This window comes from Pseudobacteroides cellulosolvens ATCC 35603 = DSM 2933, from assembly GCF_001262605.1.
Classification (GTDB): domain Bacteria; phylum Bacillota; class Clostridia; order Acetivibrionales; family DSM-2933; genus Pseudobacteroides; species Pseudobacteroides cellulosolvens.
Window position 1 is genome coordinate 2,122,992 of sequence record NZ_LGTC01000001.1, and the last position, 19,164, is coordinate 2,142,155.

Consider the following 19,164-nt stretch of genomic DNA (forward strand, 5'->3'; position numbering starts at 1 on the left):
GCTTATGTAATATCTACAACCCAGCCTACATTCACGGTAATATCATTAAATATACCTTTAATGGGTACTGTTCGCTTAACACCTTTTGAGTCAATATATTCAATGGTATATGTAATGCTGGAATCTGCACCTTTAAAGGTAACATCTCCAGGTTTTATGAAACGCAGCTTGAATTTAAAATTATCACCATTTAAAATATATTTGCTTCCATCATACTTTAGCTTTACATTGTTTAGCACACCCGTTGCTCTATCTCTTGTGCTACCATCGATCACAACTTTTGAAAATGTCATATTGGAAGGTCCCTCTATGATCCTTATTCCTTTTGGGAATATTTCTTCATACAATACATTATTAAGCAAAATCTCATAATTTGTGTATTCATATAGATAATCAAAAATGGAAGTTAACTCGGTATAATTTTTTGCTTTGTAAAAATGTTTACCTGTAGATGGAACTTCCTTGGAGCCGCTTGAAACAGATATTTGTTCCATTTTGGTGTCAATATTCAATGAAGAAAAATCTATAAACAAAGTTTCTATTCCTAAACTGTTGGCAACTGCACCTACTGTTTTTGCATATTCCAATCCACTTCCATCGCTGTCTCCTGCACCATCGCCACCATAATGATGGGCAGCACCGCCATCAGTTTTCATTGTAGTCCCTGGCGCTGTGGTTTTTGTCCATTTATTTGGTGCAGAGCCCGATAGAACAACCATGTATTTGGTAGCTAAATCACTTGACTTAATAGGATCCTTTAACAATTCATTGGCCCGTCTTATGCCGTCGCCCATATTGCTGGCCCCTGAACCCTCAGGCATCATAGCATCTATTTGAGCCTTTGCTTCCTGAACTTTTGATGCTATAGACAAGTCATAATAAATCATATTACTGCTATTCGCCGATTCGGAATACTTGATAATTCCAAGTTTGGTATCTGTACCTGCTAATTTATCTATAAATTCTTTAGCTACATATTTTATCATATTCAAATATGTTGAATTTTGTATATATTTCTCTTCCACATCACGCAAGGAACTAAGGGAAGAATCTATGGTAAGTCCTCCTCCCATTAGGTTAATGTTCTGCCCTACAATACTTCCTTTCACATTATTTGCATTACCTATAAACCTTATATTGCCTGACGCACCCGGCCTTTCAGGGCTGCCTGGTGCATATGCTATTCCATTAATTGTAGAATTAGAGGTTTGAAACTCAATATTACCGCCTATAGAATATACATATACCTTGTCATTAGGACCGCTTGGAGACAGTGAATTACCCTGAAGCGTAATATCTCCATCTGCAACTAAAAATGCATTTCCTGTGTTATCTATCCTAGGCAAAGATATGAGAAGATTTCCTTTAAAGTACATTGACTTGTTTATTTTAAAAGTACCATTTCCTGTTATTACAAATCGGCTGTGCCACGGCTCATATCTTATGTTAATTCCTGTTTGACCTAACATAGGAACATCAATTCCGGAAGGAAGACTGTAAGGACTGTAAACCTGGTGTGCTAAAATTGCCTCATTGATAAGCTGCGGATGTAAATAAGGCATATCTACCGGTTTCGATACATTCTGGAACTTATTCACATTAAGATTAGGTGTTGTTACAAAGAAGTCTTGTGCTGTACAGTTTTGAGATATTGTAAGACTCATACCTGTACTGCTGAATTTCTGTGAATAGGTGCTTCCGGTTATAACCGCACTATTTCCCTGTATTGAAAGATTTTTATTTGCAAAAATTCCGAAATCAAATGGTGAAAGTGGATCGGTCATATATGAGTTGAAAGCTCCTGAATTATCAAGAACCAGTGCGACCTCTTTTTTACCTAACATAGTCCCCTCTATAGATATCTCCCCACCCTGTGTAAGCTCTATGTCGCTTTTCTCTCCAAAATCCAATTTGTCCGACACAGCACTTCTTAAAGGCGAGAAGCGGACATTTAAATCGCCGGAAACAGGCGTTGGCCCAGGTGTAGGTGTTGGAGCATCTCCCATAAGAATAATACTGACATTATCAACTATAACATCATGTGCCGCTGAAACTGGATTAGTAATTGACTGTCCCATATTAAATGTTAATTTACATGTCGAATCTGTATTACTGAACATATTGAATTCATAGGTATATTTTCTCGAAGTTGAATTGACATTTGTTGTGGCATCAAGATATTTTACTGACGTAGAACCGCTTGCAATTTCAACTTTTATATCTCTTGAAATAGTGGAGGATGCATCAAATGAAAGCCTGTATTTTTTCAGTTTTTCCAAAGTAAAATTACCTTGTGCCAATTTTATATTCCAGACATCCGTACCAAAATTTGCGATAGATGTCTTGGAGACGTTGTTTGATAAAACTTGAGTAACCACATTATATGCATTAGCACCGGCTGAATTGTTTACAGAAAACTGCCATTGCGAAGTTCCATCATCGAATTTTCCATTTTTAATTATTCCTCCATCCGGAGTTGGGGTTGGAGGTGGTGCCGGTAAATATGCAGAATCAGTAAAAACCTTAAACTCCCAGAAGCTTGCAAGTGCACCGTTTTCAAGCCCTGTAACAGTAAGCCTTACATATCTTCCCGTTGCATTAAAATTATCGCTTTGAACTTGTAGTGTACTTTGATTTCCGCTCTTGTCCACTACTGTATTCCAAGTGGAATCATTATTTGAAATTTCTATTTTATATTTGTATACTCTTCCTCCAAACTCCCAAACAACTTGAGTTCCTGTTATCTGATATATGCCTCCCAGATCAACCTTCCACCAGTGGTTCAAACCACTGTCACCGGCACACCAGCGTGTTCCACCATTGTCATCATTCCCTTGGGAAGCATTTTGTGAAATCGATCCATTTGTATCTGCTGATACAGTTTTTCCTATAGCAATATTTATCCTTTCAGCAGCCGGGGTTGGCGTTTGTACAGAACCTGTTGGCATCGGGGTACGTGTAGCAGTAGGAGTTGCAGTCCTAGTAGGTGTTGGAGTCACACTTACATTATACACCTCAAATTCCCATAATGAGAAACTATACTCTATTGCCCTTGTTATACCATACATTCTTACATATCTTGCATTTACAGAAGAAAAGAAAATATCATCAAGGCTTCCATCGCCCGAATCTGTTGTATAAACATCAGTCCAACTGTTAGCATCATTTGATACCTGTATTTTATAGGCCTTTCCATAGCTTACTTCCCACATAAGTTTGACTCTATTGAAAGCCTTAGTTGAGCCAAGATCAACATATATCCATTGGTTATCGGACCATCCGCTTGCCCATCTTGTATTATAATTTCCATCAACAGCATTTTGCTTTACATTTCCATAACCATTTTCCTCTGATGATACAAAAACATTTTTACCCAGTGCCAGATTTAATTGATCAGCTGGAACAGGGGTAGCTGTAGAAGTTGGTGTAGGGGTTTTTGTAGGGGTTGTTGTTACTGCACTTGTTGCATTTGGGGTATTTGATGGAGATGAAATTTCCTGTAATATAATGTTGTCGAAATAAACATCAGTAGTGGTAGCTCCATCAATCTTTCCCAGATCCATTCCAAACATACTGTTACTGTCCGATTGTGCCATTGTAAAAGTATAGCTGTAATTTGCCATATTTGTGCTTATATCTTGATTAACCGATATGTAGTCAGTATAGCTTGTACCATTACATATAAATACTCTTATTTTTGTGGATGAAGCAGCTCTTGCATCTAAAGATAACTTGTATGTCTTTCCTGCTGAAAGTGAAAAGGGCTTTTGATAGAATTGATTATCTGATGATTTACTGCCTAAATAGTATATGGATAGTTTGTATTCACCGTTAATAACCTGACCGTAGCAAGAACCCTGATAATTCCAATTGGCTGTATTGTCTATAAAACTTCCATTCTTAATAAGATTTATTATAGCCGATGTAGGTGTAGGCTGAGGCGTTGCAATCACTACAGAATCGGCAACCTCCTGTATTATAACATTATCAATATAGATGTCATGGTTTGGAATAGTACTGGAGGACCCCATATCAAATGCTATACGGGAGGATGTGTCCGATGTATTCATTACGAAATAATAGCTGTAGTTTGTCATTGCATTTGTAAGAGATGCAGCCTGATACAAATAATTTACATATGATGAGCTATTATGAATTGAAGCAATAATTGTTCTATTTATTGTGGATCTTGCATCAAAAGAAACCTTATAGGTTTTTCCGCTTACAAGGGAAAAATTTGTCTGACCGACCCCGACATGCCAAGATGATGTACCTGTATTGGTAATTGCCATTTTATATTCACCGTTTTGAACTGTTCCTGTTGCAACAGCACCTGAATGAGCATATTGTGACCACAAATTAGTACCCATGCTGAAATCACCGTTTGATAAAAGATTTTGGAGTTGTGATGTCTGACCTGACTGACCTGACTGGGATATTGTTATATAGTCAAGATATAACGCACCATCCCCTGAATCACGTTTTAACATTATTGTATTACTGCCTGCATTTAAAGTTATAGTATCCGCCTTTTCAGTCCATGAATCCCAGCCAGATGTATAAGGAAAAACACAGTCTTTAAAATGTGATCCGTTTACATACAAGCTTAATTGCTGCTGGCTTCCCATTCCATTTGCATACCTTAAGGATAAATTATATGTTCCGGCTGCCGAAACACTAACATTAAATGTAACACCTACACCATCATTATAAAATCCGCTTAAAAAACCTGTTCCGGAATATCCTGCACTGCCGTTTTGTACTAAAGCCCCTGATAAAACACCATTTTCAGCTTCAATTTTTGTTATTGAGCCTCCTGATACAGGTGCTGCAGTAGATGTAGGAGCAGAGGAAACCCCGGGTGTGGAAGTCCTGGTTGGAGTTGAAGTTTGTGTTGGTGATGGGGTCGGTGACAGGGTTGGTGTAGACGTCTTGGTCGGGGTTACTGAAATAGGTTCTACCCCACTTGCCAATACACCATTTATGTATGCTGTAACCTTGTCCCATGTTGCATAGTTTGAATTAGTAGAACAAAAAGAATAGTCATTGCTTTGAGTAAAATTTTTACTATAGCTTGAATGATTGAATCTCGAATTAACTGTTACAGCAGTACCGGGAGCAATTGTTCCTACTGAACTGTTAAAGCCAAATTCCAAATAACTGTTTGCATTTGTTGCACTTATTGTGTTAATGACATAAGTTACATTATTGGTTATTGCTGTTCCTGCATTGCTTGCATACTCAGTTGTTGTAGTTATTGGAGACACACCATCATCAGTAAAATAATACCTGAACTTAATACTTGATGCATTAATAGTTGTCGTCCCTGTATTAGTGATTTTAAATCTTGTATATACAATATTTGTAGTGTCGGTTGTTCCACCGTTGTAAAACTCAATTTTTATGCTATCTGCTGCATATACTCTAGGGTTTTCTATAAAAAAAACACTAAAGGACAATACTATTGCCATTACAATTGAAAGTCTCCTTTGAAATTCAATTCCCAATACATTACTTCTCATTAATAACCCTCCTTAACCTAAATTAAAATCAATTAACCTTTTACATTTATCTATCGCAAAATACCGCTAAAGCATTCGTTATTTTGCTCCGCTAAATGCAAGATTAATAGTGATTTTAATTTAACTAACAAAAAAACTTTTTACTTTTATTACTTTTAATTCAGAGTATATTCAGAAATTTTTACTTGTTTATCAGACTCATTAACAGTTTGTATAACTATAGTCTTTGGTCTGAACAAATTAGTGAGATATAAATTACTCTCAAATCTATACATATCTCCATCCTGGCCTGTTATGGTAATAAAGCCTGTTTCATGCCTGCCTGAATCGTCAAATGCTTCTATAATTAAAAGTTTTTCCGGTAAATTGGTTTTTCCAACTATTGTAACCATTTTTCCATCCTGGCTGGTATCAACACTATTTATGGAGAGCTCTAAATCCTTGTAACGAGAAACATCTCCAAGCTTGTGTTTTCCTAACATGTACGTTATATGAACTGTTTTGGCCTTTCCATCCCATTTGACTTCTGCACCTGTATTTTCACTGACAAACCTTAAAGGCACAAAAGTTCTTCCGGTCTTAATTTCGGCAGCCACATCAAGCTCAGTCTTCAATCCGTTTACAACTGCTTGTTTATTGCTTATTTGAATAAATATATTTGTACTGCTTGCGTTGGCTGATATTGTTTTATTGGCTGCATTCCAGCTCATAGAAACACCCAGCGACTCAAAAATCTTCCTGAACGGTACCATTGTCCGTCCATTTTTTATGTATGGTTCTACATCAAATTGAAGTTTTGTGTCATTTAAATACACACTTATACTTTTATTATCTGCAGCAAAAGAGAACATAGGAATATTGACAATAATAAATAAACATAAAATAAGGACACAAGAAACAGACTTCCTGTTTTTTCTCATTATAATTCACCCCTAACGTTATTTATTTGTAAATAAACCCCTTAAATTTAATTGAAAAATTAATTATTTGTTAGTACCTCATTGAAAGGCTATAATATTAACACTTTTCATATAGATAAAAGTGATAAATCTATTTAGAATTATGTGTTGAATAGGAATTGAAATAAAATCATAAGAATTAAATCGAAATAAAATCATAAGAATTAAATCAAAGTGTAAAAAAAAGATAATCATATTGAATCCAAGAAATCGTCTAATAAGAAATGTTGTACATACTTCATACGATTATATTATATAATAATATGGTAATATCGTCAACATCCCTTATTTCCAACTCTCCTTAATATTTCCAATTAGAATTATTACTCATCAATCCTTAAAAAATTCATTGGAATTGATTAGGATAACTGTTTGACTCATATTTCTCAAAAATGTTAAAATATAAAGATTAATTTAAAAATGATATATCAAGATATATCAAAAGGAGGAATAATTAGATTTATGAAGCTTAAAAAAACACTTAACATTTTATTGATTTTCACTTTCTTATTTTCATTCGTACCAAACATATCAATGGCTTCTAAAGGAATATCCGTTATTGTTGACGGAAGTCTTATCCAATTTGATGCCCAGCCGTTCATTGATTCTGCAGGCAGAACCATGGTACCAGTGAGGTTTGTAGCCGAAAAGCTAAATGCTACTGTTAATTTTGAAGAAAAATACAGCAAACAATTGGTCTTAATTTCAAAAAACAAACTTACCATACAACTAACAATCGGTGATGAAATGCTTACAACTCGTACCGAAGGTGTTGAAAAACCTACATATACATATATGGATACAAAACCCATTATTAAAGATAACAGAACATTTATACCTTTACGCTATGTTGTAGAAACATTAGGTGCTACTATCAATTGGAACAGCACCACTTCTACAATTACAATAAACTCCAAGTACATAGGTACAGAAGATTCTTCAGGCCAAAGAGACTATGGTGCAAGATTCGAAATATTAAAACCCAAACTTGGAGTAGCACCTGATAGGAAATTTATTTTTCCTATTAAATATTATGATTACAAAGACGGCCGCATAGGAGATGACTATGCAGAGGTTTACTCTGATCCTGCATGCCTTAATAAGGTTTTTGCCTCCATAGATCTTGAACCGTCAAAGGATTATAAGACCGCATCACTGGTAATTTCACCTCCTGTGAGTCCAACCCTTAAGAAAAGCTACAATGATAAATATACATGGGGTGAAGGAACAAACTTTTATATTGTTTTCAAAGCCGATATAGAAGCCAATAAATTCACCAAGCTAGACAAGTACAGACGTATGATGTTTACGTTGGCAACACCTGTTGACATTCCGACCCTTCAGTTTAATCTTTCATCAGAAGGTTTGGCAACTCTTAAATGGAGCAAAGTTGAAGGTGCTGACGAGTATAAAGTCTATTCAGGATATGATGATGTATTGGATGAGGTTATCACAACCACAAAAGACACTCAATACAGCAGCTTTACCCCACCGGAACATAAAGAAACCATAAATTTTGATTTTAATGACCGGTATGCAGTAGTGGCTGTAAAAGACGGTAAAGAGTCGAGATTAAGTAACGTTATTGACTCTAAAGACTATGACCAGCTAATACCTCAATCCATGTCCTACAAGGATGGCGATAACAGAATTGAATTATCCTATAAATCATTTAAAGACCTTCCGTCAACGGTGGATTTATCAACACTTGCAGGCTACGATGCACCAGTGCTGCCATATAAAGTCAAATTTGACTTCAAAAACGCAGTAAAATTTACAAGAGGTTATCTTAGCGGATATACTCTTCCATATAAGATACTCAATACTCCTTTCACCGGAACAACAGAAGTTATGTGCGAAGATAAAGAGGATGCTTTACTTGCAGAGCTTCAAAAATCACAGGACAAAATAACATCCAATAACGGCGTTATAGATCCACCGGTTCCTCAAAGCACAAATGAATCCAAAATAAAAGAAGAAAAACCCGATCCAAAAAAAGAGGATACAGCTGAAAAAATTAAGCCTGCTAAAAATGATTTGTACAGCTACCTGACCGAAAACATGATAAAACAGAATAAAGACATTGATGTAAGTGCATACGATGAAGCCATGGACTGGAGCTATCTAAAAGACCTGGTCTTCAAAATATTCACACAAGAGCCTTTGGTTATGGATGCGAAAGGGTTTAGTTTTGATTACTATAATAAAAAACTAAGTGTTACTTATACACCCGACAATGATATTCAGTCAAAAATAAGCGCAGTTAAAGCTGAAGCCAAGAAGGTTATTTCTCAAATTATAACACCTGGAATGTCTTTAGCTGAAAAGGAAAAGGCAATTCATGATTATATAACTAAATCAGCAGAATATGACTGGGAAGCATTAAAGAATGGTGAGAAAAATGATTACAAAAAGGTTGACGACATTTTTAAGGACTCCTTCAATGCTTACGGCATACTTGTTAAAAAAGTGGGAGTATGTGCAAGTTATGCAGCTTCATTTACACTCTTATGCAGGGAAGCAGGTATAGATGCAATTACAGTAACAGGAACAATGAATGGTGTAGGACATGCCTGGAACAAATTCAAGATCAACGAAAAATGGTATAATGTGGATGCTACCAACAATGATAATCGTGAATATCCGGTATATAATGCATCAGATTCTTCAATCCGCCCTCAATTCGTAATCGAAAATGATTTCGAACTTGATGAAAATGTAGAAAAGTTTATGACAGATGATAATTCTCAAGACTATTTTACTATAAATAAACTGACTGCCAATTCAATAAACGATGCTTTTGCATTGGCCAATGAACTGGCAAAGACTAAAAACAATTTCTCAATAAAGGTGCTTTCATCCACTCCTATCGATGGATTCGATATTATGATGAACAGAGAATTAATACCCGAAGGTTTCTCTTGTAGCCAGCCTTTTGCCTCAGTAATAACCTTTATAAAGGAATAATTCACCCGCTATTTTAAAAGCCTCCCATGGATTTCAAACAATTCATGGGAGGCTTTTTATATTTTTATATGGCGATTTTTGTTATTTTCTTATCTTTACATACCCATTACTAAATTTTGCATTTATAGGTGCCAATTTACTGCCAAGTGAGCCTGAAAAGGAACCTACATGCTGCTTGTTTACATAGTATGTACCGCTTGGTGCATTGTCTTTTACCTTGAAAATTACTTTTGCAAACACACCGTTTCTTTTTATCGGCATATTTGATTGGGATTGATCAACAAATAACATATATATTTGTCCATCAAAAGGTTTGTTATAAGAAAAATTTCTTGAAGAATCCGGAACGATATCTCCTGCTTCTATCCTTTTTAATTCCAATGCAGTGCTGTCATAATCCAATATAAAGTCACAATTATTAATTCCGATGGATGGTATTTTGTCAAAAGTTATTGGCACTACTACTTCTCTTCCTGCAGCTCCAGCAACCTTTCCTATTTTAATATTCAAATCATATTGCGTATTTGAAGGAGTGACGGCAGGCGTATTTGTAGGTGTTGGAGTAACTGTAGGTGTGCTTGTCGGCGTGTTGGTTGATGTACTTGTTGGTGTAATTGTCGGTGTACTAGTTGGCGTGTTGGTTGGTGTGCTTGTAACTGCTTCTTCGATATTGACATAACCTTCACTGAATATAGGAGTTATGGCACGTAATTTCTCATTAACAAATCCTGAGAAAAGTCCTACACTAATCTTACTAACTCCATATATACCAGTTTTAGCATTATCGATAATTTTAAATGTAATTTCAGCAAAAACTCCGTTTTTTACAATGGGCATAGCTCCCTGGGTTTCATCATTATACAAGAAGTTTATACTTCCATCTTGCGACTTATTGTAGTTAAAGCAGCCTAATGGATATGTAACTATATCACCAGGTTGAACTGACTTAAATTCCAATCCTTCAGTATCATATCCTATAATGAAGTCGCAATTGTTTATTCCCATTGGCGGTAGATTATTGAATTTTACAGGTACTGTAATTTCACTTCCGGCTTCCCCATTAACTTTACCCAATTCAATATTCACGCTGTATTTACGGTCGGGTATCGATATATCTGCTTTTTGTGCTATTATATATCCGTCTGTAAATACAGTAGGTATGGATTTAAGTTTCATACCGTTCAAACAGCTAAAGGTGGCTATGCCGGACAGCTTAATGTCATAAATTCCGCCTGGAATATCTTTTTTAATCATAAACTTAATATAGGCAAATGCACCGTCTGAAACTATTTGCAATGAGCCCAGGCTTTCATCACTAAATACAGTATTTATTATATTATCACGTCTGTGGTAAGCAAAGTTAGCTATAGGCAGAGAAACAATTGGACCTGCCTCCATTGATTTAAATTCAAGAGCATTTGTGTCATATTCAAGTGTAAAATTACAGTTATTTATCCCTGATTTGGGTACATTATAAAAGGTTATCGGCACTACCATTTCTTGTCCTGCTTTTCCGCTTACTCTACCGATAGTTACCTGCAAACTACTTGAAGAAGAGTTGATATGACTTATGGTATTTTCGCCATAAGCATTTTGAATTCCAAACATCCCCAAAATCATAACAATCAAAACAAATAAAAACAAACTCTTTTTATACACGTTAATACCCCCTTTTTATTAATAGATACAGTAATTAAAAACCAGTCTAAATCAAACTAATTTCAACCTTCACCCCCAAATCCTTTATTTTACAGAGAAATAATCTCTCGTCCAAATTAATTATACATTAAATAATTTAAATTTTCATTTTTATTGTATAATATTATTTATTCTTTCATATGGATTTTGTTCTGAATAGACATTAGGCTTACATATATACTATAATAGAAATTGAAGGCTTAACACTTTTAGGTAGCACATCTCAATGTCATTGTTTCACCTTTTTCAATAAAAAACGGAGGCTTGATATGGAAATTCGTGATAAGGTTAGTACAGGACTTTTAGGCTTTGATCAGATGATTGACAAACTTAGACTTGGTGATAATGTTGTATGGCAGGTTGATTCTGTAGAGGACTACAGAAAAATGGTTGAGCCTTATGTAACTCAGGCAAAACTGGACAAAAGAAATTTGGTTTATGTTCGTTTCGGAAGGCATGAACCTATTGTCTCGGAAAGCCCTGATATCAAAATCTATACTGTTGAAGCTAAGAACGGTTTTGAAAGCTTTGCTGCGGCAGTACACAATCTAGTTGAAAAAGAAGGAAGGAAAACCTTCTATGTTTTTGACTGTTTAACAGATTTATTGGAATATTGGTACTCAGATCTCATGCTTGGAAACTTCTTCAAAGTAACCTGTCCCTACTTGTATGAATTGGATACAATAGCTTACTTTGCGATCAAAAGAAATGTCCACACTTATAGTACAATTGCTGGTATTCGTGATACTACCCAGCTTTTGCTGGATTTGTATAAAGTAAATGATAAGTGCTATATCCACCCTCTAAAAGTTTGGAAGCGATACTCTTCAACCATGTTTTTCCCTCATCTTATAGATGGCCAGGAAGCTATATGTATAACAGGCAGTTCTGAGTCTACCGAGTTGTTTTCCAGCATTAACCGGAGGGGCGAAATAATTGATAACTGGGATGTTGTTTTAAATAAAGCAGCAAATTTGCTTACAAGCCCTCACGAGGAACAGGAAAAAGCCAAAAGACTCCTGATGTCCATGATTATTGGAAATGATACAAGAATGTTCAATTTATGTAATCGGTATTTTACTCTAAAGGACATTCTAAGGATTGCATCAAGGGAAGTGGGAACAGGCTTTATCGGCGGAAAAAGTGTAGGTATGCTCATAGCCAGAAAGATTCTTGAAAAGGAAGAAGGCGAACGCATTGAGCTTTATATGGAGCCTCATGATTCGTACTATCTAGGTTCTGACATTTTTTACACATACATTGTACAAAACGGCTGTTGGGAGCTTCGCATAAAACAAAAAACTCAAGAAGGGTACTTTAAATATGCAAAAGAGTTGCAGGAGAAAATTCTTAACGGACGTTTTCCCGAGAATATACAGGAAAAATTTATAGAATTACTGGAATACTTTGGACAATCACCTATTATTGTACGCTCAAGCTCGCTCCTTGAGGATAATTTTGGCAATGCTTTTGCCGGAAAGTATGAAAGCGTATTTTGTGTTAATCAAGGCACTCCTGAAGAACGCTATAATGCTTTTGCACAGGCTGTTCGCATAGTATATGCAAGCACTATGAACGAAGATGCATTGAAGTACCGATTAAACAGAGGACTTGCGGAGAAAGACGAACAAATGGCAATTTTAGTTCAGCGTGTTTCAGGAGACAATTATAATGAAGATTTTTATCCTCATATTGCAGGTGTGGGAAATTCCTCAAATCTGTACGTATGGGACAAAAATATAGATATGGATGCGGGTATGCTTCGCATGGTATTCGGTCTTGGAACAAGGGCGGTAGACAGGACTGTCGGTGATTATGCCAGAATTGTTTGTCTTGATAATCCATTGCGTATTCCCCCATGAATTATAAGGACCAAAAAAAATTCTCCCAGCATTTTGTTGATGTTCTGTCTTTGGAGAAAAATGAATTGATTACTAAAAACGTTGACGAAGTAATATCGGATGATATAAAAGCAGATAAAGAGCTGTTTGCCACCCTGGATAATCAAGCTTTAGCCCGTATACGTGAACTTGGAATGGACAATATTAAAGCCCCTTATATTATGGACTTTAAGAGATTGCTTGGGAATACAAAATTCCCAGCACTTATGAAAGATATATTGGCTATACTTTCCAAGGTCTACAATTATCCTGTGGACATTGAGTTTACGGCAAATTTCAAAAAGGATAGCAGCTTCAAAATTAACCTCCTTCAATGCCGCCCTTTGCAGACAAGAGGACTGGGTAAACCTGTTGAGTTACCTAAATTAAATAATGAAAAAGACTGCTTCTTTTATACAAAAGGGCCTTTTATTGGTGGAAACATTCGGCTGCCTGTAGATTTTGTAGTTTTTGTAGATGCACAATCATATTTAGGGCTTAATGATAGCGGCAAATACTCTGTCGCCAGGCAGATCGGTATAATAAATTCTGCCCTAAAGGGAAAAAATGCCATGCTAATGGGTCCTGGAAGATGGGGAACTACAACCCCATCTTTAGGTGTACCCGTGCATTTTACTGAGCTTTGTAACATGTCAGTAATTTGTGAAGTAGCATCTAGTGAAACAGGTTTTATGCCTGAACTGTCTTATGGCAGCCACTTTTTCCAGGATATTGTGGAAACAGGAATTTTTTATGTGGCAATTTTCGATGGTCAGAATGATGTTATATATTACCCTAACCGTATTCTTGAAAAAGAAAACATCCTTGAAACAATACTGCCCCAATGTTCACAGTATAAGGATGTAATCCGAATAGTAAAAACAGATGGTATGGAGATATTTTCCGATATAGTAACACAAACTCTTTTATGCAGATGAATACCTAAAAAATTTACATAAAAGCAAGCGGCTAAAAGCCGCTTATTTTTATTCATTTCTTTGTATAGCTATTCTTTCAGTCGTGCAATTTGCTAACTTAATAAGGTCGGAAGGAGCTAGCTCAATCTGGTGACCTATCTTCCCTGCACTCACAATGATAGTATCTAAAGTCTCACATGAGCTATCAATAACAGTTTTATATTCTTTTTTCATTCCTATGGGTGAGCACCCTCCACGAATATATCCGGTAACCTTATTAATATCCGCTACCTTAATCATCTCAACAGCTTTTTGTCCAACTGCCCGTGCAGCTGCTTTCAAATCCAGCTCTTCCGCAACCGGAATAACAAAAACAAAATAATCTCTGCTTGTCCCCTGAGTTACAAGAGTCTTATATACCCTTTCTACCGGCTGTCCCATTTTGCTTGCCACAGAAACCCCATCAATCAAACCGTCACTATGGTCATAAGCGTATGTATTGTATTTTACTTTTGCTTTATCAAGAATTCTCATTGCATTTGTTTTTATTTTTTCCAATTTATTCACACTTCCTGTAATATCTTTTTAACTTGCATATGCTTCATTATTACACCAATAATTATATTCATTTAGCTCAGTAAAATCAACCACATAAAAGACACCGATTTTTTTATATATTTTATTGATTTGATTCTTCAAAGTACTTCTAGATTTATACAATTCTTTTTCTATCTGGGAATTGGTGTAGCCCTTTGCTAAAAGTTTGAATACTTCCTTTTCAGATATGGAAAGCGAATTTAATTGCTCTTCTTCTTTTAGCCTTCCATACTCATTAAGAAGTACTTCCATAGGGTTAAATTGCCTCAAAGATGATCTAATGGTATTAGGTATTTGTGTAAAATCCCTCTTAGAAATATAATTAATTGCTCCTGCAGTAAAAGAATCAATGATAATGTCTTTCTCATGCAATGAAGTTAACATAATGATTTTAGCTTCATTGACCATATTTATTTCTGCGGCAGCATAAATTCCGTCATACTTATTACCGTCCAGGTTTATATCCATAAGTATTATGTCCACCTTTAAGTTTGAAGCTAAAATTACAGCCTCATTCTTGTTGGTTGCAGTTGCAGTAACGCAAATATCCTCTTCATTATTCAAATAATTTGCCATTACTTTTATCCAGTCAGGATCATCCTCTACAAGCATAACTTTTATTTTATCCATAAGGTTCTCCTGTAGGTATTTATCGCTGGTTATAAACAAATTATACCATCTTTTGTTAAAATTATCAATTATAATAGTGTAATCCAATTTCTAAAAACTTAAGTTGTTACACCAGATTTTTATGGAGTTACCGGGATTACTTATTAAATTATTTACCAGTGGGTGCATATTCTACATTTATGTAAACAAGATAAATGGTCTTAGTGTTTAAGATAATGCATTTTAGAGTATAAAGTTTATGATGGGACTAATGTTTATTGGTCTATTGGTCAGTAGGATAATCCATAAAAAAACGTGATTTTCAAATCGAAAATCACGTTTTTTTATTAATATTTTTATTTGACTTTAATCATTACCTTACTCAAACTTCATAGACTGCCAAATATCTGAGAACAGTTTCTTGTTCTTTTCGCTAAGATTTGCTTCAGGAATTGATAACGTAATAATATACAAATGATCATTTTTACTAACAACATAGTTTTCTACATGAATATTCTCTTTTCCATACACTTGAGTAGAGACGTATTTATATACATCAGTTCCCTTTTCCTTTAAAACCTCTTTTTTAGAGTCCTTTAAAGATCCAAGCTTAAGCCTTTTGGCAATCTCCTCATCGGAGTCTGAAATATAGGCTTCCATCGATACTCCATCCCTTACAGCCATACCGAATGCTTTCATACCTGAGCCGTATAGTATCTCTTCATCATTATTACTTTCTGAATCTGCAATCCAGGAAACAGGCAAATTTACCGCCCATTTATTTTTGGTGCTTTGTCTCATAACAGTGGAATCCTTATCCTCAGCATAATTAGGATCCATTAATTCACCTATCTTAGCTGTATCAGGCTCTGTAAACTTAAATGAATTTAATGCATTTTCAATTTCTGAAAGCTTCTTTTTATCATTGTATGTTTCTGACTTGATATGATAGTATACATTATACTTGTATTTCTTTCCTACAATAAAAACATCGCAGGAGTATATGTCCATACCGGCTACCTTCTGTGTATAATAGACCTTTTCGCACTTTACTCCATTTATTTCACCGTCTTCCTGCTTTAAAACCTTGTAAAAGTCGGGATTAATATCATCTTCCATATCTTTAATAAGTTTCTTTGCCCAATCATCCGCTGTAAAACCGCTTTCGGCTGAATACATATCTATATGCAAAGAATCATAGTAATCCTCAATGCTGCCTGGCTTGCTATAAAATTCAACCACATTGGGTGTGTTTTCATTGTCAGCTTTAAACCACTCAGGATAAACATTCATTGAGAACTTTAATTTCTTATCTTCATACTTTCTGAAACCTTCTTTTGAAATATCGGATAAGTCCTCAATAGAACTATTTTGTACATAATCTGTAGCAAATGAATCGACTATATCTGTATAAACCGAACTTCCAATATACTTGTCATATTCCTCCATATAAAGAGTGATCTTAAATACCCTATCACCTTTAATATAATAACGGACATCAATTACTCCATCTCCCTTATAAACTGTTTTTGAGTATTCTTGACCGTTCTTAACCTTTTTGCCCTGGGATACCAAAGTATAATCTTCGCCCAGGTCTTCCCTTACGCTAGCCATTAATGTATCCAATGTATCGTCTTCCTTGTCGAATATACCGACAGTTATTGCATATGAATCATCCAATGAATTAAAGGTTGTAAATGTTCCGTCAAAACTTCTGTCGGATATCCTTAATTCTTTAGGTAAATTCATTGACCATTTGTAATAGCTGTCCCCTATTTTTGACTTGGTAGTCTTTTTCAATATAAGGGAAAAATCCTTTATACTCTTATCCCCTGCAATGACCTTGGAAACATTAATTTGTTTAGTCTTTTTGTCATATGTAACATCGGCACCGAAGTTTTCAGATATGAAAGTCAAAGGCACCATAGTGACATTGTTTTTGATGGCCGGTGCTTTTAATAAAACAGAAGGTGTACCATTTACATAAGCTGTCTTATTATTTATAACAAGCTTTATTTTTGTATCTCCATAGCTTATATTTACACTACGCTCGGAAGCATTCCATTTCACATCAGCACCAAACGCCTGTGATATTACTGCCACAGGTACAAGTGTTGCCCCATTCTCTACATACGGAGTTTGAACTTTTACATCATTGCCATTAATATTTAAAACCGAATCACCAACTTTAAACGAAATCTCTACCATACTTGAGTCTGCCAAAGAATTAGCAGCAAAAACCCCTATGAATACAAACATTACAACCAAAACAATAAAATTTTTAATCTTCACAAAATCACATCTCCTTTTATCTATTATTTTTCACCCAGAACAACACTGATATTTAACACAATATCATTCCTCTTAACCTTAAGAATCACTGTATTACCAGGTAAATATTTCTTCATTTCTTCATTATATTCAACATTAGAATTTACTCTAACGCTGTTAATGCTAAGTAATATGTCCTCATCCTTCAAGCCTGACTTTTCGGCATTTGTATCATCATCTACACTTGAAATAATGAGTCCGTTATTTGACGGCAGCCCAACTTTTGCTGCCCAGTCTTCCTCAAAAACTACTCCTAAATCAGGCCTTTTAACTTTCCCATACTTATAGAAATGACCAAGCACATAGTCGATAGTGCCAACAGGTATGGAGAACCCCAATCCTTCAATGCCTGCTCCAGCAAACTTGTTTGAGTTTATACCCAAAACTTCACCCTTTAGGTTGACCAATGGTCCACCACTATTCCCAGGGTTAATGGCAGCATCTGTCTGAATCAATCTATAATCGCTGTCGATTCCCCTGTTGATCCCGCTGATTATACCTATAGAGGCGGAGTTTCTCAAGGACAAAGACACTGGTGTCCCTATTGCCAAAACAGTCTTTCCGGTTATTATGTCCTCTTGCTTTCCAAATTTGGCAGCCTTTAAGCCGGCTTTATTAATTTTTATCAAAGCAAGGTCTGAAGCCTCATCTATGCACTTTAATTCAGCTTCATACCCACTGCCGTCAGCAAGTACCGCTACGATTTTCTCCATATCCCTTACAACATGGGCATTAGTTACTATCTCTCCGTTTGACTTAATTACAACACCAGTCCCATGAGCAATTGAGTCTTTAAACTTTGAACTGTAATCAGAATCCCTAATGCTTCCGACAATACCAACCACTGAAGGACTCACAGCCTTTAGCACTTCAGGTACTATATCATCGTTTTTCAAAGAGGTGACCATAACTGTGCTTTTCGGACCATCCCATGCCGCTTCTGCCCCTAATGACTCCGATATAGCCCTAACAGGTGCATACACCCTGCCGTCAATCAATTTGGCATCTGTACTTAATTCTGTTCCATTTACCACAAGCTTCAACCTGCTTGTAGAACCAAATGATGAAAAAGATGTAAGTGATAACAGCATTGCTAAAACAATAAGTATACATACTTTTATTCTCATCTTCTCCTCCTTAACATACTGCAATAAATGATGTAACTATAATATCATTTATATATTTTACAGGATATAGATTAATATTGTTTTTTATTATATTAAAAGTATTATTTGCCCCGCCAAAGGTAATAGATTATCACTTTTAATATAGAATTGAGTACAGTGAAATTTTCATAAGAAGTATTATTTCAATATACAGACAATTTTACTCGATATTCCTATACATTGCTAGATTATACTACAACATAGAATTATTTTCAAGAAGCATTGATATAGCTATGTTTACAGTTTCCGGCTTTAGTTCAAAGGTTTGTATTTCTACAGGCTTTTTCAGCTAATCATATACATATGGCAGATTATCAGTTTTATCCCGGCAAAAAAGTGATTGGGTGCTATAACTTTTTGTGACAAGCTGTCATTGTGGATTAGCAGTAAAAACGAATATAATCAAGGTAGTTTATGGGAACTATGTAAAAAAGGTTACATCTAATTATGTATTAGGGGGGGATCTCAATTATGACGGAAAAGTAGATGCAATTGACTGTGAACTCTTGAAACAGGTT

At 35.5% G+C, this 19,164-nt stretch carries 10 protein-coding genes; 3 read left to right on the top strand and 7 right to left on the bottom strand.

Annotated elements, in window-relative coordinates; translation table 11 throughout:
- Positions 1-2 precede the first annotated feature (2 nt).
- Both Bccel_RS08610 and Bccel_RS08615 read right to left on the bottom strand, forming a co-directional pair.
- The gene (locus Bccel_RS08610) at positions 3-5,522 is read right to left on the bottom strand and encodes a galactose-binding domain-containing protein (RefSeq protein ID WP_036937909.1); all 5,520 of its coding nucleotides are present in this window, start codon (positions 5,520-5,522) and stop codon (positions 3-5) included.
- 155 nt (positions 5,523-5,677) lie between these two features.
- Complete coding sequence (locus tag Bccel_RS08615) at positions 5,678-6,442, bottom strand: stalk domain-containing protein (RefSeq protein WP_036937911.1); 765 nt, start codon at positions 6,440-6,442, stop codon at positions 5,678-5,680.
- 501 nt (positions 6,443-6,943) lie between these two features.
- On the opposite strand from Bccel_RS08615, the gene Bccel_RS08620 reads away from it, so the two are divergent.
- Entirely contained in the window at positions 6,944-9,448 is a 2,505-nt protein-coding gene (locus Bccel_RS08620) for a stalk domain-containing protein (RefSeq protein ID WP_036937913.1), read from the top strand.
- Positions 9,449-9,529: 81 nt separating this feature from the next.
- On the opposite strand, the gene Bccel_RS08625 is transcribed toward Bccel_RS08620, so the two are convergent.
- Positions 9,530-11,107, bottom strand: a complete 1,578-nt coding sequence (locus Bccel_RS08625) for a cohesin domain-containing protein (RefSeq protein WP_036937916.1) — start codon at positions 11,105-11,107, stop codon at positions 9,530-9,532.
- Between the two features lie 308 nt (positions 11,108-11,415).
- On the opposite strand from Bccel_RS08625, the gene Bccel_RS31365 reads away from it, so the two are divergent.
- Both Bccel_RS31365 and Bccel_RS31370 read left to right on the top strand, forming a co-directional pair.
- Entirely contained in the window at positions 11,416-13,008 is a 1,593-nt protein-coding gene (locus tag Bccel_RS31365) for a PEP/pyruvate-binding domain-containing protein (protein ID WP_242856998.1), read from the top strand.
- Between the two features lie 65 nt (positions 13,009-13,073).
- On the top strand, positions 13,074-13,964 hold the full coding sequence (locus Bccel_RS31370; protein WP_242856999.1) for a PEP/pyruvate-binding domain-containing protein: 891 nt from the start codon (positions 13,074-13,076) through the stop codon (positions 13,962-13,964).
- Between the two features lie 48 nt (positions 13,965-14,012).
- Here the strand turns inward: Bccel_RS31370 and ybaK are convergent, their stop codons facing one another.
- The 4 genes from ybaK to Bccel_RS08650 all read right to left on the bottom strand — a co-directional run bounded on the left by ybaK (position 14,013) and on the right by Bccel_RS08650 (position 18,607).
- Positions 14,013-14,477 carry a Cys-tRNA(Pro) deacylase gene (gene ybaK, locus Bccel_RS08635; RefSeq protein WP_036938282.1) on the bottom strand — a complete coding sequence of 155 codons (465 nt, stop codon included), beginning with the start codon at positions 14,475-14,477 and terminating at the stop codon, positions 14,013-14,015.
- Positions 14,478-14,528: 51 nt separating this feature from the next.
- Positions 14,529-15,170 carry a response regulator transcription factor gene (locus Bccel_RS08640; protein ID WP_050753287.1) on the bottom strand — a complete coding sequence of 214 codons (642 nt, stop codon included), beginning with the start codon at positions 15,168-15,170 and terminating at the stop codon, positions 14,529-14,531.
- A 357-nt stretch (positions 15,171-15,527) separates the two neighbouring features.
- Positions 15,528-17,441 carry a copper amine oxidase N-terminal domain-containing protein gene (locus Bccel_RS08645; RefSeq protein ID WP_036937921.1) on the bottom strand — a complete coding sequence of 638 codons (1,914 nt, stop codon included), beginning with the start codon at positions 17,439-17,441 and terminating at the stop codon, positions 15,528-15,530.
- A gap of 23 nt (positions 17,442-17,464) precedes the next feature.
- Complete coding sequence (locus tag Bccel_RS08650) at positions 17,465-18,607, bottom strand: trypsin-like peptidase domain-containing protein (RefSeq protein WP_036937924.1); 1,143 nt, start codon at positions 18,605-18,607, stop codon at positions 17,465-17,467.
- Positions 18,608-19,164 lie beyond the last annotated feature (557 nt).